Origin of the sequence: Aeromonas sp. V90_14, from assembly GCF_029967615.1 — a bacterium.
Classification (GTDB): Bacteria; Pseudomonadota; Gammaproteobacteria; order Enterobacterales; family Aeromonadaceae; genus Aeromonas; species Aeromonas hydrophila.
In genome coordinates this window covers 51106-66601 of sequence record NZ_JASCAS010000006.1, presented here as the reverse complement: position 1 = coordinate 66601, position 15496 = coordinate 51106, and the positions used below count along the sequence as shown (strand labels likewise).

Below are 15496 nucleotides of genomic sequence, written 5' to 3'. Positions count from 1 at the left end.
TCAGCGCAAGGCACGATCAATATCATCCAGCAAGACCGGAAGTTCGAACTCCAGATAGTCAGACAGTCCAACCCAATCATGACGTTCCTGACATTGCAGCAACTGCCTTGCCAGAAGCAGCAACGATGATTGCAGCTCGACCGGTAGATTCGTCATCAGCGGCGTCAGCAATTGCAGCATCCGCCCACATTCGAAGCAGGCCTCTTCATCCTTTCCCTCACGCAACAAGGCGGCCAGTGCATCTGCCCCAACCTTGAAACTGGCCACATCGATCATCCGGCAAACTCCTCATGGTAACTGGTACCCAGAATACGGGCCCCGTCCCGGCTGCTATTCATGAAATTCACCTCGGAATGACGTTGAATATAAACTTCCAAGCCATTCAGATAGATGCAGAAGCTGAGCAGTGTTTTCACCGGTTGACCATGTCCATTGGGTACTGTTCTGCGACCATAGCGGGCATCACTACCCAGTTCACCATCCTGCCATCCGGTGTGAGTCCGGCCTTCAGGAAAGGAGAAATCGGCCCCAAACAGCGTAATGTTGTGGGCCCCCATCCTGACCGCCAGGTCTGTGGCAGGGTGAATAACGCTACCCCCGGTAAAGAGGGATGCCCGCCGCAATTTCTTCTGCAGGCCGGCATAGGTGTCCAACATCTCATAAGCGCCGTACCGCGGGCCTTGCCATTGTGACAACACCATGTTGTCCACCATGGGGATATAGACAAGAGCAATATGGGAAGAGTGCAGGGGATCCAGGATACCAAGGTGAATGTGCCGATCTATGGTCACAACAATATCGGGTTTGATTCCTTGGGCCATCAGAGGCCGTAGAGCCGTGTCGACACAGATGAAAAGAGGACGCTCAGGTCGCTCATAAACCGCTTTCAATGCACTCAGATGATGAGCCAGCGTCGGCCCTGTAGCCACGACATAAGCATCCCGCCCTTTGGCTGTGCCAAATAACTGCGCCACATCGGCATCTTCGCGCAATAGGTCCAGATTGCCAGCCAGGCGCTCCGATACCCAGTCCTGTCCGAATTGTTCATTGATTGCCTCAAGCCGACTCTGGATAAGGACTCTATCCCTGATCTTGGCGGCAGATTCATCCGCCAATTCCAATTCCGAAGTGAGGAAAAGAAAAGGGGACATGACCAGCTCATTTTCTTGAGCAAGCAACAGGTTCACCCTGGGGTCAGAAAGCCAGTCCAACTGTTCCGTCAAATGCAAGACCAGAGCAAAGATAGAGGCATTCATGATCTTCACATTCAGCCGGCGCAGACGCTTGCGCCTCAACAGTACCCGCGGTACGTCACCAAGACCGGTTCCATACAAAGTCAGCTCCGGTGCTTTTGCCAAAGACATGGCAGCAATCCGTTCGGCCTCCTGCATCCTGTCATGACGACTGGTCAGTTGAATGCCGTTGATGGCCAGGGTGGAGCTGAGCCCTTCTACTAGTTCGGCAGGCACACTGTTGACGTCCTGTGCTTGCAGGCATGCCAAAACGGCAGGCCAGCGACGAGCAATGAGCTCTGCATGCTGGGGGAAATAGTCGATCATGTGGGTAATGTCACTTGCAGAAGAGGAATGAAAAAAAGAGAAGAAAGGGTTCAGGTCAGCAACGCGACCACATTCTGGCGGGAGACATTTGCCTGTGCCAGCAGGCCGGCCATAGTGCCCATGAAGCCCCCCTCCTTGAGTTGCTGGCTGAGCTTGCCCTGCAGCTGCTCAAGCTCTTCCTGCTTGAGGTTCTGGCTGCGCGCCTTGACCCGATCAAGCTGCTTGACCATGCGTTGGCGAAACTGTTTCAACTCACGGACGGATTGCTCAATCTCACCCAACAGGCGTTTCAGACGCTGCTGTTCCTGCTTGAGCTCCCCCTTGTCGATGCCCTCCCCCAGCTGGGTCAACTGCCCAGGCTTGGGTTTGAACTGCACCGGAACAGGATTGCCGGCCGGAATACGGATCCCCTCGCCGCTGAGCAGAACCGGTTCATCCAGTTTGCGTCGATGCAGCTCGGGTACGGTCAGTTCCAGCTTGCCCAGTTCGTTCAAGCGAGCCTGGATGTGCTCTTTGCGCAGAGCCCGATCCAGCCGGGTAACCACCTCCGCCTCATTGGCGCCAGCAGGCAGCATCACCTCGACGGCGCTGCTGGTCTGCGGGAAGGAAAAGATCAGGCGTTCGGCACTCGCCTTGGGACTAAGCAGATCGATCCGCTCCGAGCCATAACTTACCCGGCTCTCCCCTGCTGACGCCAGCAAACGGGGCTTCAACTCTGTGGTCAGCGGTGCCTGGGGCTGGGTCAGCTTCTCTTCCAGCGACTTGAGGCGTGATACCAGATCACCGCTCGCGGCACGGTTTTGGCCAAGCTGCTGCTCGAGACGTTTCAATTCACCCCAGACCTGGCTCAGCGCTTGTTCTCCCCCCTGCGCGTGGGCGATCCGCTGCTGCGCCGTACCGATCAGGGCCCAGCGGTCCAGCCGGACGATATTGGGATTGCGCTCCGTTTTGCTGGTTGGCTGGGACGCACTCTGAGCAGCCACGCGCCCGCGCAGTCTGGGTTGGGCTGGCGTTTCGGCCACGCCGCCCAAACGGGTTTGTTGAATCTGCATCATGGCTCCCTGAAGCTGAACTTATGGCATGTAATTGAACAGGCTCAGCCCATTGACCTTGGCAAAGGCCTGCTGCTGAACTTGCAGAGCCATCAGCACATGGGCCTGCTGGGTGACGGCACTGGCATAGTCGAGGGACTCTATCTGATTACTCACTTCCTTGCTATAGGTCCCCTTCTCGGCATGCCCTTCATCCACCTGATCGAGCAGATTGATGCGGGCACCAATGGTACTGACCATCTGGCTGATATCATCCTGCAGTGTCTTGCTCCGGCCCAGCATGTCACGGGCTTGGTCGGCTGCATCCGGCGCACCATTTTCCAGGGCATCCACCACGGCATCGAGTTGCTTGAAGAAGTCACCATTCTGGATGAACAGCTGATCCGCCGTCTGATTGAGCCCAACGGTCACCCCCTTGGCGATGCTGACCTCGCGGATCAAGGCATCCCCCTGATACTGGTAGTCACCGGTCGGGGTTTTGACGATGGCAGTCTTGCCAACCTGGCTGCCCGCAAAGAGGCTGGATCCACTCTCATTTCTGGCATTGGCCAGATCGAGCAACCCATCTTTGATAACGGCCGTCTCACTGGCGACCGCCCGGCGATCATCCTCTGACAATGAGCCAGTGGCAGCGGTCTGAGTCAGCTCGCGCAGCCGCATCAGCATGTTGGTCATGGTTTCCAGCTGCTGTTCTCCTTGGGAGAGCTGGCTCTTGGCATTGGCAATGTTCTTCTGATACTGCTCCATGGCCACCTGCTCTTTCTTCAATCCGAGCAGACGCACACTCCCTACCGGGTCATCCGAGGGTTGCAGAATGCGCTTGTTGGTGGAGATCTGACGATCGAGGCGAGCATATTCACCAAAACCATGCTGCAGGTTGTCGAGCATGCTGAGTTGAATCTGGTTGGTACTGATGCGCATGATCGCTCCGTTAGAACATGTTCAGGATGGAGGTAAAAAGTTGTTCTGAAGTGCTGATCACCTTGGCGTTGGCCTGATACGCCTTGGTGTAGGCCATGATCTTGACCCCTTCCTCATCCGTGTTGACCCCGCTGACACTGCTCAGCTTGGTGGCCAGCTGTTTCTCCATATTGGCATCGGCCGTCATGGTGGCCTTGGCCTGACCACTTTGTACCGCCATCCGGCCAAGCAAGGCGCTGTAGGCATCATATTGATCATCCTTGATGGTCAACAGATCCTGCAGATTGCGGTTGTCACCACTGCCGCCGCCGGCCTTGGCAAAGGCGAGATCATCGCCAGTGAAGCCATCGGCAATCTTCAGAGTGCCGGACGGGTTGAGGGGATCGTAGGTGAAGAGCGGCTTGCCCGGATTACCATGCAAGTCGACACCGCCACCCTGCTTGGCATTGAAATCATCCGCCAGTTTTTTCGCGATCTGGTTGAGCTCGTCGCGCAGCGGACGCAGAACTGTCGTCCGATATTCCATGACCCCCGCCAGGCTGCCGCCATGCAGCTTGGGAATATCGAACGATTGCGGACCGAAGCTCAAACTGAGCTTGTCGCCCGCCAGCGAGAGTGTGCTGCTGCTGCCGGCCAGCACCAGCGGCTGACCCTGAGGCAGACTCAGTGAGAACGAGCCGTCACTTTGCCGGTTGACCCGGACTTCCATGAAGGTCGACAGTTCACGTACGATCTGCTCACGACTGTCTTCCAACACCGAGGTATTGACGCCCTTGGAGGCCTGCTCGCTGATCTGGGTGTTCAGCTCGGCAACCTGTTTCAGATAGCTGTTGACCTGAGAAACGGTACTGTTGAGCTGATCATCGATCTGCTTCTCCTGGGTCAGCATGCTTTCATTCAATTGGCCAAAGCGGTTGGCCAGCGCCCCCGCCGAGCTGACGATCTGGCTACGCTGAGCCGGCGTTTCCGGGCTGTCGAGCGCTGCACTCAGAGAGGCGAAGAAACTGTCCAGTCCCTTGGCGATGTTCATCGACTCGCTGCCCAGCAGTTGTTCGGTGGTATTGATGTATTGATGGAAAGAGTAAGAGGCGCCGGTTGCAGAGCGGCTGCGCCAATGTTGGGAGACCAGATAGTCATCCGTGATCCTGCGAACACCGGTTACCTCTACCCCCTGGCCATTATCCAGCCGGCCAAAACCGGACAGGCTGCCCATCATGGCTTCCTGGCGGCTATAGCCGATGGTATTGACGTTGGCGATATTCTGGGCGGTGATATTTAACGCGATCTGGGCCGAGTTAAGTCCGCTAAAACCGATATTGAGCAGCGACATCAGTCAACTTTCCTCATTTTTGCCGAATTCAGAGGCTGACTGAAGGCAGCCAGGGTCTGCTGTTCTGAAGCGACCACCGACTCGGCATTCTTTAATGTCGGCGCCAATTGGCTGACCATCTGCTCTTTCAACCCGATGCCGCCGCGCTTGACCATGCTCATCGCCAGCTGGCTGTCATACATATCGCGATAGAGCTCCTGGCCCTTGATGAGCTTGTCATCCTCGTCCTGCATGGCATCGGAGGCTGAGCGCATGTGCTTGAGCACAGTTTGCAGAAAGCTCACTTCAAATTGGCCGGCGGCCGCATCCAGTGCGGCACGCTGATCCGGGTTGCTCTTTATCTGCTGCAGTTCGTTGAGATCCTGATAAAACCCAGGTTCCGAGGTTATTCTGGTCATAGAGATCCTTAGATGACCACCAGCTCTCCCTCGAGGGCACCAGCCTCATCGAGTGCTTGTAGAATGGCCATGACGTCATCGGGGGTTGCCCCGAGCGAGTTGACTGCCTTGACGATCACCTCCAGTGAGGTGCCATCCGGCCAGACAAACATGTTGTTTCGTTCCCGATCCACCTGGATCTTCGAGTTGGGGGTCGTGGTGGTCTGCCCATTGGAGAAGGCATTGGGCTGACTGACCGTCTGGCTCTCGCCAATGGTCACCGTCAGACTACCATGGCTGACCGCCGCTTTGTGAACCTTGACCCCCTGCCCCATGACCACGGTTCCGGTCCGGCTGTTGAAGACGACCCGGGGGCGCTCCTTGCCCATATCAACCTGAATGTCCTGTAGCAGCGCCATGAACGAGATCCGCTGGCTCTCGTCCTTGGGTGCCGCCACCTGGATCCGCCCCGCACTGACCGCTCTGGCCACCGGCCCCAGCTGACGATTGATCTCCCGCTCCACATTGCGAGCGGTCTTGAAGTTGGGCTGGTGCAGATTGAGCGTCACTTCGGGCTTTTCCGCAAAGTTGCTGGCTACTTCGCGCTCTATGATGGCGCCGTTGGGAATGATCCCTGCGGTCGGCACGTTGATGGTGACAGAAGAACCTGACTGCCCCTCGGCCTTGACCCCGGCCACAACCAGATTCCCCTGGGCGACGGCATACACTTCCCCATCGATACCTCGCAGTGGCGTCAGCAGCAGCGAACCGCCGCGCAGACTCTTGGCATCCCCGATCGAGGTGACCGTTACATCCACCATCTGTCCCTTGCCAGCCAAGGCCGGCAAATTGGCCTGAACCGACACCGCAGCAACGTTCTTGAGCTTGGGATCGATATCATCCGGCAGTTGGACCCCAAACTGCTTGAGCATGTTGGCCATCGACTGGCCGGTGAACTTGACCTGACTCTTGTCACCCGTGCCGGACAACCCCACTACCAACCCATAACCCACCAGCTGGTTGGTCCGCATCCCCTGCACATCGGCGATATCCAGCAAGGCCCGCTTGGCGGGTGCGGCATTGGCCCACCAGGGCAGGCAGAGGCAAAGCAGGGTGATAAACCATCTGTTCATGTAAAACCTCAAAAGGGGGCGAATGCGGAGCTGAAGAAACGCCCCAGCCACCCCATCTGGTTGCTGTCGGCAAGGGCGCCACGGCCGGCATAGGTGATGCGGGCATCAGCGATGCGCTGGGACGAGATGCGGTTGCTCTGGTCGATATCCTCAACCCGTACCATGCCACCCAACCGGATATACTCATCGCCCTGGTTAAGCCGGATCCACTTCTCGCCGCGGATCCCCAGCACCCCGTTTGGCATCACTTCGGCCACCGTCACCGTGATCGAGCCGGCCAGGGTATTTTGCTGGCTGGAAGTCGCACCGCCATCAAAGTCACGATCCGCGCTGAGTGACGCCCCCCAGTCAGAACGCACCTTGCCACCAATGGTCGGTGCCGGCACGTTCATACTGCTGTTCTTGCTCATACTGGTATTGGCTTTCTTGCTCGACTGGGTGCGCTCTTCCAGCACCACGGTGAGAATATCACCGATACGATAGGCTCGACGATCCTGAAACAGGGTCATCATGTAGTCGCCGCGATAGAGGCTACCGTCTTCTCCCTTGGCCGAGACGGGCAACTTGGGGCGTGAAGGCGCCCACTTTTCCTCACCCGGTTCGGGAGCCTTGAGCTCATAGGTGGCACAACCGCCCAACAGCAGAACCACCCACAGATAACGCCACATCGTCTTCATCATCACAGCGCTTGGGTAATGAACTTGAGCATCTGGTCGGCCGACGAGACGACCTTGGCGTTCATCTCATAAGCCCGCTGGGTAGTGATCATGTCGACCATCTCCTCCACCACGTTGACGTTGGAGCTCTCCAGCGTGAACTGCTTGATGGCCCCCATGGCCTCTTCACCGGGCACACCTTCAATGGCCTCACCAGAGGCGCCGGTCGCTCGATAGAGGTTTCCACCGAGCGCTTCCAGGCCGGCAGGGTTGGCAAAGTTGGTCAGGGTGATACGACCCAGCTCCACATTTTCCTGTTGGCCCGGCAGGGTCGCACTCACGGTTCCATCGGTGCCGATGGACACCTTGGTCGCATTGTCCGGGATCTGGATCTGCGGCAGCATGGGCAAGCCATCGGAGTTGACCAGCAGGCCTTCGGCGTTGCGATGCCACTGACCATTACGGGTATAGGCGGTCTCACCGTCAGGGCGTTCCACCCCGAAGAAACCAGCCCCCACGACGGCCATGTCCAGCTCCTGGTTGGTGTTCTGGAACTGGCCGGGAGTGAACACTTTCTGGGTACCGACCACACGAACCCCGTTACCCATCTGGATGCCGATGGGAGACAGGTTCTGTTGATCCTGCTGGGCCCCGGGCTGGCGTTGCACCTGATAGAACAGATCTTCAAAAGCAACCCGATCGCGTTTGAACCCGACCGTGTTTACGTTAGCCAAGTTGTTGGAAATACTGGCCATCTTGGCATCTTGCGCCGACAGACCGGTTTTACTTACCCAAAGTGCCGCGTGCATCTTCGTCTCTCCACCTGATTCATGAGGGCGTCAACGCCCCCTCAATGCGAATTGGCCGTGGCGGGCGGCAAGCCCGCCACTCATCAGCCCTGACCGGAAATCAACCGGGCACCTTGCCGGGCCTGATCATCCGCCGTTTTCATCAATTTGACCTGCAGCTCGAAGTTGCGGGTCAGCGACATGCTGCTGATCAGCTCGTCGACTGCATTCACGTTCGCCCCTTCCAGAAAGCCGGACGCCAGTACCACCTGCTCACTGGCTTCGGCATCCCCGCCCTGACGCAACCGAAAGAGACCATCCGGCCCCTTGACCAGTTCTGCCGGGTCCGGATTCACCAGCTTGAGACGCCCTACATCCAGCCGGGCACCGCCGCCGGGCGGTGTGATACTGAGTGAACCGTCCTTGCCAAAACTCAGATCCCGATAGGCAGGAAGCACCATTTCCCCACCTTCCCCCAGTACCGGACGGCCATTGAGCGTCAGCAGACCATCGGCATCGCTCTCCAGATTGCCGGCCCGGGTATAGGCCTCTTTGCCATCGGCGGTCTGGACCGTGATAAAGCCTTCACCACGGATCGCCACATCCAGCTTGCGGCCCGTCTGCATCAGGGCTCCCGCCTTGAAGTCGGTACCGGCCAGCTCCTCGCGGGCCATTACCCGGCTTGGATAACCATCACCGGCTAGGGCATAGGCCGACACGCGCTCGAAGTCAGCCCGAAAGCCGGCCGTGTTGACGTTGGCCAGGTTGTTTGCCCGGATTTGCTGGGCCATCAGGGTATGCTGCGCCCCCGACATGGCGGTATAGATAAGCTTTTCCACGCATCAAGCCTTAGAAGGAGTTGAAGAGAACCTGGGTCATCTTGTCAGCGGAGCTGATGGTCTTGGCGTTGGCCTGATAGTTGCGCTGAGAAGTCATCAGGCTGACCAGCTCCCCGGTCAGATCCACGTTGGAGCCCTCATAGGCCCCTGCGGTCAATGACCCCATGGTCCCTGTGCCAGGGGCACCCAATACCGGCTGGCCAGAGCTGAACGATTGCTGCCAAGTGGTGTTGTTGGTTTGCAGCAGACCGTTGGGGTTGGTGAAGTTCGCCATCACCACCTGGCCCTGCAACAGGCTCTGACCGTTGGTAAAGGTGGCATAGACACCACCATCGGCATCCACCCGCACCCCGGTCAGATCGCCAGCCGCATAACCATTTGACTGGTTGCGCGTGGCGTTGAAATCGGAGGCGTACTGGCTGACACGGGCGATATCGACCTGCAGAGAGATCTTGTCAGCGCCGGGCGGAGTCAGGTCCAGGACCGGGGAGGTCGTCGGAGATTTCAGGGTACCGTTGGTGTTGAACTCCAGCGTCACCGGTGTGCCTGTCTTGGTGCCATTGAAGGCATAATTGACCTGCCAGGTGTTGTCGGCCGTCTTGACGAAATACTGGGTGACGGTGTGTTCAACCCCCAGCGAGTCATACACCTTGCTGGACTGGGAATAGCTGAAGCTGTCCGACTTGGCTGGGTCGAACGGATGGGCCGTCTGGTCGATCACGCCGGCATCGGCCTTGAGGTTGGCGACGAACTCCAGCTTGTCGGATGGTTTGGCAGGCAGGCTGCCAGCCTTGACCTGAATGTCTCCCACCACGCCGGACTGCAGTTCGCCCGCATCATTGGTGGTGTAGCCTTGCAGCCGGGTACCGCTGGCGGTGGTCAGGTAATTGTTGGGATCCCGCTGGAACATGCCTGCCCGGGTATAGGAGGTCTGACCGTTGCTGTCCTTGAGTACAAAGAAGCCGCTGCCCGAGATCGCCAGATCCAGCCCTCGACCGGTACGGGTCACGTCACCATTGCGGTCGAAATTCTGGGAAACGTTGTTCATCTCTACACCACCAGCCTGGCCACCGCCATAAATGGCGGCAAACTCGGCACGGCTTGACTTGAAACCGGCCGTGCTGGCGTTGGCCACGTTGTTGCTGATGACACTCAATTCCTGGTTTACGGCGCGCAGGCCGCTCAATCCGATACTGAAAGACACAGTTTCGCTCCTATCTGATTACGCCGATTTGCCGAACTGGATGGCGCTGAAGAGAGGGACATCGCCCACTCCGGCCACCTGTAACATGATTTCGCCTGTACCAGGCAGGGTGACCCGCTCTACCGTGCTGGCCACATAATTCTTGGTAGTGGTCGCCACACCGTTGAGCGAGGCTTTGACCTCGAAGCTGTATTCACCGGCAGGCAAAGGCGGCAGTTCATAGTCGAGGCCACCGGCCTTGCTCTCACCCCAGTTCTTGGTTGCAACCAGGGTGCCGTGCTCGTCATACACCTTGAGCTCAACCTGATCGGCGGCACCGGCCAGCTCCACCTGCCCCCGGATCGCTTTTTCATCGCTCTTGGTCAGTGTCTTGCTCGGAACCATCACTTCCTTGTCGATCAGGTCCGTACTCTGCAGTACCTGCTGGGTATCCATCATGTTGATGGACTTCTGCTGCAAGACTTTCAGGCTTTCCACCCCTTCCACCATGCTGAACTGGGCCAGCTGGGTAACATACTGGGCACCATCCAGCGGGTTGGTGGGATCCTGGTTCTGGATCTGGGCAACCATCATCTGCAGGAATTCGTTACGCAACTGCATACCGCTCTGGGCATTCTGGCCGGCAGCCGTGTTATTGGGGGCAATGTCCGGTGTCGTGTTGCGCTGGCTGGTGCTGCGGGCCGTATCCAGACTGCTTACCTGAGGCAGGCTCATGGCTTACACTCCCTGACCCAGGCGCAACAGACCCTGCTGCATGCTGTTGATACGGTTGATCACCTCGACGGAGGTTTCAAAACCACGGGAGGCACTCATCATGTCGGCCATCTCCTCCACCGCGTTGACGTTGGAGTAGTAGACAAAGCCGTCCTGATCAGCCAGGGGGTTGGTGGGCTCAAGACGCTTCTCGACCTGACGATCCGATTGCACTATGCCGGCAATCTGCACCTGGGCCGACCCCAGCGACTCGGCATCCTGCACCCGCTGATAGAGGGTGGAGAACACCGGCTTGATGGCACGGAACGCTGCCTCTTCACTGCCCGCGGCACTGTCCACGTTCGCCAGGTTGGAGGCAACTGTGTCCAGACGAACGGTTTGTGCTCGCATTGCACTACCGGCAATGTCATAGATGCGATTGAACGACATAATCAGCGGCCCTCGATCGCCTTGGCGATCCCGGTAATTTTCATATTCAGAAAGGTGAGACTGGTCTGGAAATCAGTGGCATTGTTGGCAAACTTGCTCTGCTCGACGCTGAGTTCGGCGGTGTTGCCATCCATCGATACCTGATAGGGAATGCGATAGAGAGGATGCTGCATGTCATTGGCCATGCTGCCTTGTGCAATGGCGGCACTCTCGTCTCCCGCTGCAACTTGCTGCGCGACACGCCCCAGAATCGTCTTATAATCGACATCCCGGGCCAGATAACCTGGGGTATCTACATTGGCCAGGTTGCCTGCCAGGATACGCGCCCGATCCGCCCGCACATCGAGGGCATAAGGGTGTACACCCAAAGCGCTGTCAAATGAGATACTCATGCTTCATCCTTCTATGAATCAGTCAGACCGGTGCACTCTTTATCAAGACTCATGCCAACCATGAAGAACCTTTATTTCCGCTGGTTACAGCGTCGACAGTGGCTGATAACACGGATAAAAGGGGAAGCACTGTTTCCCGTATGGAAGCGAATCAACCTGCTGGCCCTGTGGCTGCTGTCATGGTCACTGCTGGCCGAGCCGACCGCCCTGACCCGGCAGCTCGAAGCACTGTTGCAGGAAGATGCCAGCCAGGCCCTGCATGCCTATCTGCAGCAGCAGGGCTGGCCAGCGCCCGAAGCGGAATATCAGGTCTGGATCTCCCCGGCAGTCTCCCATCTGCCGGACTGTTCGCAACCCATCCGCCTGCAGGCCGGCGGTCAGTACCGTCAGCCCTGGGGACGACGACCCTATCTGGCAGAGTGCGTCGACCCGGCCTGGCAGATCAGGGCCAGGGTCGAGGTGACACTGATGCTGCCGGTCTGGGTGACGGCACAAGAGCTGCCGAGAGGTCATGTCATCCGACCGGGCGATCTGATCGAAAAATCACTTGAGGTCAACCGGTTGCAACGTGGCTTTGTGCCCACCTCAGAGTCTCTGGTGGGCAGCAAGAGCAACCGCAACCTGCGGATGGGTCAGTTGATTGGTGAGCTGGATTTGCAGAAAGCCTGGGCCATACGGGAAGGTGAAGGGGTGTTGATCCGGGCTGGCCAAGATGGATTTTCCGCCACAACGCGGGGCCGAGCCCTGGCGAACGGGGCCATCGGCGAGGGAATTCGGGTGAAAAATCTGAGTTCAGGCAAGGAAATCCAGGCCTGGGTGATCGACAAGGGAGAAGTTGAAACCCGTTTTTAACGCAAAGCACGGGTTTGATTTAAGTTACATCGACCTTGGGTCGCTTGTCATAGATAGACCATCAGGAATTGACGTTATGAAGATCACACGCACCGACCCGCTCTATGTTCAGGCCCAGCTGCAACGCAAGCAGGAAGCGCCATCAACCCCGTCGCAGCCACGCGCCAGCCAGGCAGATGCCCAGATCAGCACCACGGCCCAGTTCGTGAATCAGGCGAGGGCCGAACTGGCTACGACTTCCGACGTGGACATGGACAAGGTCAACCGGATCCGCCAGGCCATCAGCGAGGGCAAGCTCGAACTCGACATGGATGCGCTGGGTCAGGCCATTCTGGACATGCATCGTCGATGAGCATGGACGCCAAGCAGAGGGTCAAAGAGCTGATCCTGGGCATTCAGCAAGACGGCACCCGCTATGTCGCCCTGCAACAACTGCTGCTGCGCCAGCACAGTCTGCTGGCAGCTCACGACGTCGACGCGCTGGCTGAACATAATCAGCAGCAAACACAACTGATGATGCAGGTGCAGCAACAGGCGCAGCAACGCTGTCAGCATCTGCTGGGGCTGGGATTGAAGCCTGATGAAAAGGGGATGGCGGCACTCATCGAAAAACTGCCCGCCAACCTGCAACACAAGGTTGCCAAGCAGTGGCTGCAGCTGGAACAGCTGTTGCAGCAATGTCTGCGTCAGAACGAGCTCAACGGCCGCTTGCTGGCGGGCCAGATAGAAACCATCAATACGCTGCTGGGTCAGGAACCCGCTTATGGGCAGCAGGAACGCTTTCCGGATTAATCCCTACTCCACTTTCATCATGCGATGCCGCAGACTGGCCAGCTCATCCAGCTGGCGTTGATCGCGCGACTCCAGCTGCCGCTGCTGTACCTGTTCACGTTTATCCAACAGCAGTTCCAGCCCTTTGACCCGACCAAACTGTTTGAGCACCTCTCCCTCGTGTCGCTCCAGATCGAGTCTGGCAAGAGCAGACTGCTGCATTTGATGGGCCAGCAGTTGCCGCAGCTGACCATCCATCTGATGCTTGTTCTGCCACAACAGGGGGTGAAAAGTTGCCGAACCACTGTGCAATGAGCCAATGACCTCCTGCAACCGCAATGCCCGCTGCTCTTCCCGCATGGCATCTTCCCGCAGTCGTTGGCGCTCCTTGCCCATGTTTTCCAACGCATCCTGCTGCAAACCAAGATAAGACTTCAGCACGGTAGCCCCTTATTACCTTCCTAGCACTTGTCGGAGCCCGGCGGTGACCTGAGCGAGAGGGGTCTCTTCGTGGATGCCTTGCTGCAGAAAAGCAGCAATGGCTGGATAACGCTGCACGGCTTCATCCATCTGGGGATCGGCGCCAGGCTGATAACCACCTAGCGGCAGCAATTCACGCACCTGCTGATAACGGCCCCACAGTTGACGCAACGTGACGGCCAGTTGTTGCCATTCGGCAGGCACCACTTGCGGCATTACCCGGCTGACCGAGGCACCAATGTCGATGGCTGGATAGTGACCTTCCTCCGCCAATCTGCGGGTCAACACTATGTGACCATCCAGAATGGCGCGAGCCGAATCCACGACCGGATCCTGCTGATCATCCCCCTCCGCTAGCACCGTATAGAAGGCGCTCAGGGAACCATCCGGGTGCGTACCATTACCGGCTCGCTCCACCAGCTGGGTCAGCATGCTGAATACCGAGGGTGGATAACCTCGAGTCGCGGGCGGTTCCCCTATTGCCAGGGCTATTTCACGCTGGGCCTGGGCATAGCGGGTCAGAGAGTCCATCAACAGCAACACATCCTGACCCTGCTCACGAAAGTACTCGGCGATACGGTGGCACAGCTGAGCCGCCCGCAGCCGCATCAGTGGTGACTGATCTGCCGGCGCCGCTATCACCACGGCGCGAGCCAGCCCCTCCGCCCCCAAGCTGTGCTCAATGAACTCGCGCACCTCGCGCCCCCGCTCACCAATCAGGCCGACGACGACTATCTGGGCGGTGGTATTGCGGGTCATCATGCCGAGCAACATACTCTTGCCGACCCCTGAGCCCGCAAACAGGCCCAGCCGCTGTCCCTTGCCGACCGTCAGCAAGCCGTTGATGGCGCGGATGCCTACATCCAGCGGCTCACGAACCGGTGTACGCAGCAAAGGGTTCGGGGGGGAAGAGAACAGCGCTACATGCTCCCCCTCATCGCGCAGCGGCCGGCCATCCAGTGGCTGCAGCAGGCCATCGACGACACGACCCAGCAGGTGTTCACCAACCCGAATCGTCTCTTCACCGTCGATGGGCAGCACCCGGGCTCCGGCATAGAGACCGCCCATCGGTTGCAGCGGCATCAGATAGGAGACATCGCGGTTGAAGCCCACCACTTCAGCCAGCAATGGCGTGCCTGTCGCAGTATCGACCCGGCAACGCTGACCCATCACCAGCTGGCAGCCCACCACCTCCAGCGTCAACCCCGTCACCCGCACCAGCCGGCCATAGCGGCGAAAGCCGGGGACATTATCAAAACTGTCCAGCGCCGATGTGAGCGCCTGTTGCAGGGCTTCATGCATCCTGGGGCAATTCCAGTGTGCTGTTGAGCTGCTCCATACAGGCGGCAAGGCGTTCGCTCGTGTTGACCTCAATGACCGCCGCCCGGGTCTCAAGGCGTGCATCGCCTATTCCCAGTGCCGGGTCCACCTGCAATGGCCACCCCTCGCAGCGGGTCACCCCCTGCTCTGCCAGTCGCTGCCGATCCCCTTCGCTGAGATAGATCACCAGTTCTTCCGAGGTGGCTGGCAGGCTCGCCAACGCCTGTTCTACCTGTTTGAGCACCTGTTGCGGATTGAGCGTAAACTCGGCCTGGATCACCCGCTTCGCCACCTGGGCAACCAGCTGGGCAACCAGTTCCTTCTGTTCCTGCATGCGGCTGCGGGTCAGGGACTCCCATTGCGCCTGCAATTTGGCAAACGGCACCATGGCCTGATCGAAAGAGGCTCGCCCTTCCGCCAGTCCCTGGGCAAACCCGCGGGTTTGCCCTTGTTGTAGCCCCTTCGCCTCCCCTTCCACCAGACCGCTGGTCAGGCCCTGCTGGTACCCTGACTGATATCCTTCGTCGTGACCTTGTTCCAGACCCTGCTGATAGCCGAATTCGAATTGTTCCTGCTGGCTCTGTGCCTCTTCTCCACTCTGTCCCAAGGACGGGAAACGATAGAGACGGGTGGCTCCCGCCGCCAGCTTGCGCACACTGTGGCTCATGGACGCCTCCTG

Annotated in this window: 20 protein-coding genes; 3 read left to right on the top strand and 17 right to left on the bottom strand. The window is 58.5% G+C overall.

All coding sequences use genetic code 11. From position 1 onward, the window contains the following. From QLG02_RS06655 to lfgB, 14 genes are all read right to left on the bottom strand, one after another. Window positions 1–276 carry a hypothetical protein gene (locus QLG02_RS06655; RefSeq protein ID WP_039213950.1) on the bottom strand — a complete coding sequence of 92 codons (276 nt, stop codon included), beginning with the start codon at window positions 274–276 and terminating at the stop codon, window positions 1–3. Beyond that, window positions 273–1559 (bottom strand): 6-hydroxymethylpterin diphosphokinase MptE-like protein, encoded by a 1287-nt coding sequence (locus QLG02_RS06650; protein WP_282464800.1) that lies wholly within the window; start codon window positions 1557–1559, stop codon window positions 273–275. The genes QLG02_RS06655 and QLG02_RS06650 overlap by 4 nt, the downstream gene beginning before the upstream one ends. 50 nt (window positions 1560–1609) lie before the next feature. After that, window positions 1610–2611 (bottom strand): hypothetical protein, encoded by a 1002-nt coding sequence (locus tag QLG02_RS06645; RefSeq protein ID WP_282464799.1) that lies wholly within the window; start codon window positions 2609–2611, stop codon window positions 1610–1612. A gap of 21 nt (window positions 2612–2632) precedes the next feature. Next, window positions 2633–3532 (bottom strand): lateral flagellar hook-associated protein LfgL, encoded by a 900-nt coding sequence (gene lfgL, locus QLG02_RS06640; RefSeq protein WP_039213947.1) that lies wholly within the window; start codon window positions 3530–3532, stop codon window positions 2633–2635. A 10-nt stretch (window positions 3533–3542) separates the two neighbouring features. Continuing rightward, window positions 3543–4862 carry a lateral flagellar hook-associated protein LfgK gene (gene lfgK, locus QLG02_RS06635; protein WP_139704533.1) on the bottom strand — a complete coding sequence of 440 codons (1320 nt, stop codon included), beginning with the start codon at window positions 4860–4862 and terminating at the stop codon, window positions 3543–3545. After that, window positions 4862–5260 carry a rod-binding protein gene (locus QLG02_RS06630; protein WP_017409409.1) on the bottom strand — a complete coding sequence of 133 codons (399 nt, stop codon included), beginning with the start codon at window positions 5258–5260 and terminating at the stop codon, window positions 4862–4864. The genes lfgK and QLG02_RS06630 overlap by 1 nt, the downstream gene beginning before the upstream one ends. Window positions 5261–5268: 8 nt before the next feature. Next, window positions 5269–6372, bottom strand: a complete 1104-nt coding sequence (fgIL, locus tag QLG02_RS06625) for a lateral flagellar basal body P-ring FlgIL (protein WP_017409408.1) — start codon at window positions 6370–6372, stop codon at window positions 5269–5271. Between the two features lie 8 nt (window positions 6373–6380). After that, entirely contained in the window at window positions 6381–7052 is a 672-nt protein-coding gene (gene flgH / locus QLG02_RS06620; RefSeq protein WP_017409407.1) for a flagellar basal body L-ring protein FlgH, read from the bottom strand. Beyond that, the gene (gene lfgG, locus QLG02_RS06615) at window positions 7052–7837 is read right to left on the bottom strand and encodes a lateral flagellar basal-body rod protein LfgG (protein WP_017409406.1); all 786 of its coding nucleotides are present in this window, start codon (window positions 7835–7837) and stop codon (window positions 7052–7054) included. Before lfgG ends, flgH begins: the two co-directional genes overlap by 1 nt. Window positions 7838–7920: 83 nt before the next feature. Continuing rightward, window positions 7921–8655 (bottom strand): lateral flagellar basal-body rod protein LfgF, encoded by a 735-nt coding sequence (gene lfgF / locus QLG02_RS06610; protein WP_017409405.1) that lies wholly within the window; start codon window positions 8653–8655, stop codon window positions 7921–7923. 10 nt (window positions 8656–8665) lie between these two features. After that, window positions 8666–9859: a lateral flagellar hook protein FlgEL gene (gene flgEL, locus QLG02_RS06605; RefSeq protein WP_103827125.1), complete on the bottom strand. Its 1194-nt coding sequence runs from the start codon at window positions 9857–9859 to the stop codon at window positions 8666–8668. A gap of 18 nt (window positions 9860–9877) precedes the next feature. Then, entirely contained in the window at window positions 9878–10573 is a 696-nt protein-coding gene (locus QLG02_RS06600; protein WP_029302040.1) for a flagellar hook capping FlgD N-terminal domain-containing protein, read from the bottom strand. A 3-nt stretch (window positions 10574–10576) separates the two neighbouring features. Beyond that, the gene (flgCL, locus tag QLG02_RS06595; RefSeq protein ID WP_017409402.1) at window positions 10577–11002 is read right to left on the bottom strand and encodes a lateral flagellar basal body rod protein FlgCL; all 426 of its coding nucleotides are present in this window, start codon (window positions 11000–11002) and stop codon (window positions 10577–10579) included. A 2-nt stretch (window positions 11003–11004) separates the two neighbouring features. Further along, window positions 11005–11394, bottom strand: a complete 390-nt coding sequence (gene lfgB / locus QLG02_RS06590; protein ID WP_005305804.1) for a lateral flagellar basal body rod protein LfgB — start codon at window positions 11392–11394, stop codon at window positions 11005–11007. Window positions 11395–11445: 51 nt separating this feature from the next. Between lfgB and lfgA the strand changes: the two genes are divergently transcribed. The 3 genes from lfgA to lfgN all read left to right on the top strand — a co-directional run bounded on the left by lfgA (window position 11446) and on the right by lfgN (window position 13038). Beyond that, a complete protein-coding gene (gene lfgA, locus QLG02_RS06585) occupies window positions 11446–12246 on the top strand; it encodes a lateral flagellar basal body P-ring formation protein LfgA (protein ID WP_181014725.1) in 801 nt (266 codons plus the stop codon). 76 nt (window positions 12247–12322) lie between these two features. Continuing rightward, window positions 12323–12598, top strand: a complete 276-nt coding sequence (flgM, locus tag QLG02_RS06580) for a flagellar biosynthesis anti-sigma factor FlgM (protein WP_017782423.1) — start codon at window positions 12323–12325, stop codon at window positions 12596–12598. Next, window positions 12595–13038, top strand: a complete 444-nt coding sequence (gene lfgN, locus QLG02_RS06575) for a lateral flagellar protein LfgN (RefSeq protein ID WP_103827127.1) — start codon at window positions 12595–12597, stop codon at window positions 13036–13038. Before flgM ends, lfgN begins: the two co-directional genes overlap by 4 nt. Before the next feature lie 3 nt (window positions 13039–13041). On the opposite strand, the gene lfiJ is transcribed toward lfgN, so the two are convergent. From lfiJ to lfiH, 3 genes are read right to left on the bottom strand one after another with little or no spacing between them, the layout of a single operon-like run. Continuing rightward, a complete protein-coding gene (gene lfiJ / locus QLG02_RS06570) occupies window positions 13042–13458 on the bottom strand; it encodes a lateral flagellar protein LfiJ (RefSeq protein ID WP_103827128.1) in 417 nt (138 codons plus the stop codon). A gap of 12 nt (window positions 13459–13470) precedes the next feature. Continuing rightward, on the bottom strand, window positions 13471–14799 hold the full coding sequence (gene lfiI, locus QLG02_RS06565) for a lateral flagellar FliI-like assembly ATPase LfiI (protein ID WP_103827129.1): 1329 nt from the start codon (window positions 14797–14799) through the stop codon (window positions 13471–13473). Further along, window positions 14792–15484: a lateral flagellar assembly protein FliH gene (gene lfiH / locus QLG02_RS06560; protein WP_043163919.1), complete on the bottom strand. Its 693-nt coding sequence runs from the start codon at window positions 15482–15484 to the stop codon at window positions 14792–14794. The genes lfiI and lfiH overlap by 8 nt, the downstream gene beginning before the upstream one ends. Window positions 15485–15496 lie beyond the last annotated feature (12 nt).

Bases quoted from the DNA above. Each gene is read 5' to 3' on its own strand.
- QLG02_RS06655 (WP_039213950.1), bottom strand. From the start codon at position 276: ATGATCGATGTGGCCAGTTTCAAGGTTGGGGCAGATGCACTGGCCGCC.
- QLG02_RS06650 (WP_282464800.1), bottom strand. From the start codon at position 1,559: ATGATCGACTATTTCCCCCAGCATGCAGAGCTCATTGCTCGTCGCTGG.
- QLG02_RS06645 (WP_282464799.1), bottom strand. From the start codon at position 2,611: ATGCAGATTCAACAAACCCGTTTGGGCGGCGTGGCCGAAACGCCAGCC.
- lfgL (WP_039213947.1), bottom strand. From the start codon at position 3,532: ATGCGCATCAGTACCAACCAGATTCAACTCAGCATGCTCGACAACCTG.
- lfgK (WP_139704533.1), bottom strand. From the start codon at position 4,862: ATGTCGCTGCTCAATATCGGTTTTAGCGGACTTAACTCGGCCCAGATC.
- QLG02_RS06630 (WP_017409409.1), bottom strand. From the start codon at position 5,260: ATGACCAGAATAACCTCGGAACCTGGGTTTTATCAGGATCTCAACGAA.
- fgIL (WP_017409408.1), bottom strand. From the start codon at position 6,372: ATGAACAGATGGTTTATCACCCTGCTTTGCCTCTGCCTGCCCTGGTGG.
- flgH (WP_017409407.1), bottom strand. From the start codon at position 7,052: ATGATGAAGACGATGTGGCGTTATCTGTGGGTGGTTCTGCTGTTGGGC.
- lfgG (WP_017409406.1), bottom strand. From the start codon at position 7,837: ATGCACGCGGCACTTTGGGTAAGTAAAACCGGTCTGTCGGCGCAAGAT.
- QLG02_RS06600 (WP_029302040.1), bottom strand. From the start codon at position 10,573: ATGAGCCTGCCTCAGGTAAGCAGTCTGGATACGGCCCGCAGCACCAGC.
- flgCL (WP_017409402.1), bottom strand. From the start codon at position 11,002: ATGTCGTTCAATCGCATCTATGACATTGCCGGTAGTGCAATGCGAGCA.
- lfgB (WP_005305804.1), bottom strand. From the start codon at position 11,394: ATGAGTATCTCATTTGACAGCGCTTTGGGTGTACACCCTTATGCCCTC.
- lfgA (WP_181014725.1), top strand. From the start codon at position 11,446: ATGCCAACCATGAAGAACCTTTATTTCCGCTGGTTACAGCGTCGACAG.
- flgM (WP_017782423.1), top strand. From the start codon at position 12,323: ATGAAGATCACACGCACCGACCCGCTCTATGTTCAGGCCCAGCTGCAA.
- lfgN (WP_103827127.1), top strand. From the start codon at position 12,595: ATGAGCATGGACGCCAAGCAGAGGGTCAAAGAGCTGATCCTGGGCATT.
- lfiI (WP_103827129.1), bottom strand. From the start codon at position 14,799: ATGCATGAAGCCCTGCAACAGGCGCTCACATCGGCGCTGGACAGTTTT.
- lfiH (WP_043163919.1), bottom strand. From the start codon at position 15,484: ATGAGCCACAGTGTGCGCAAGCTGGCGGCGGGAGCCACCCGTCTCTAT.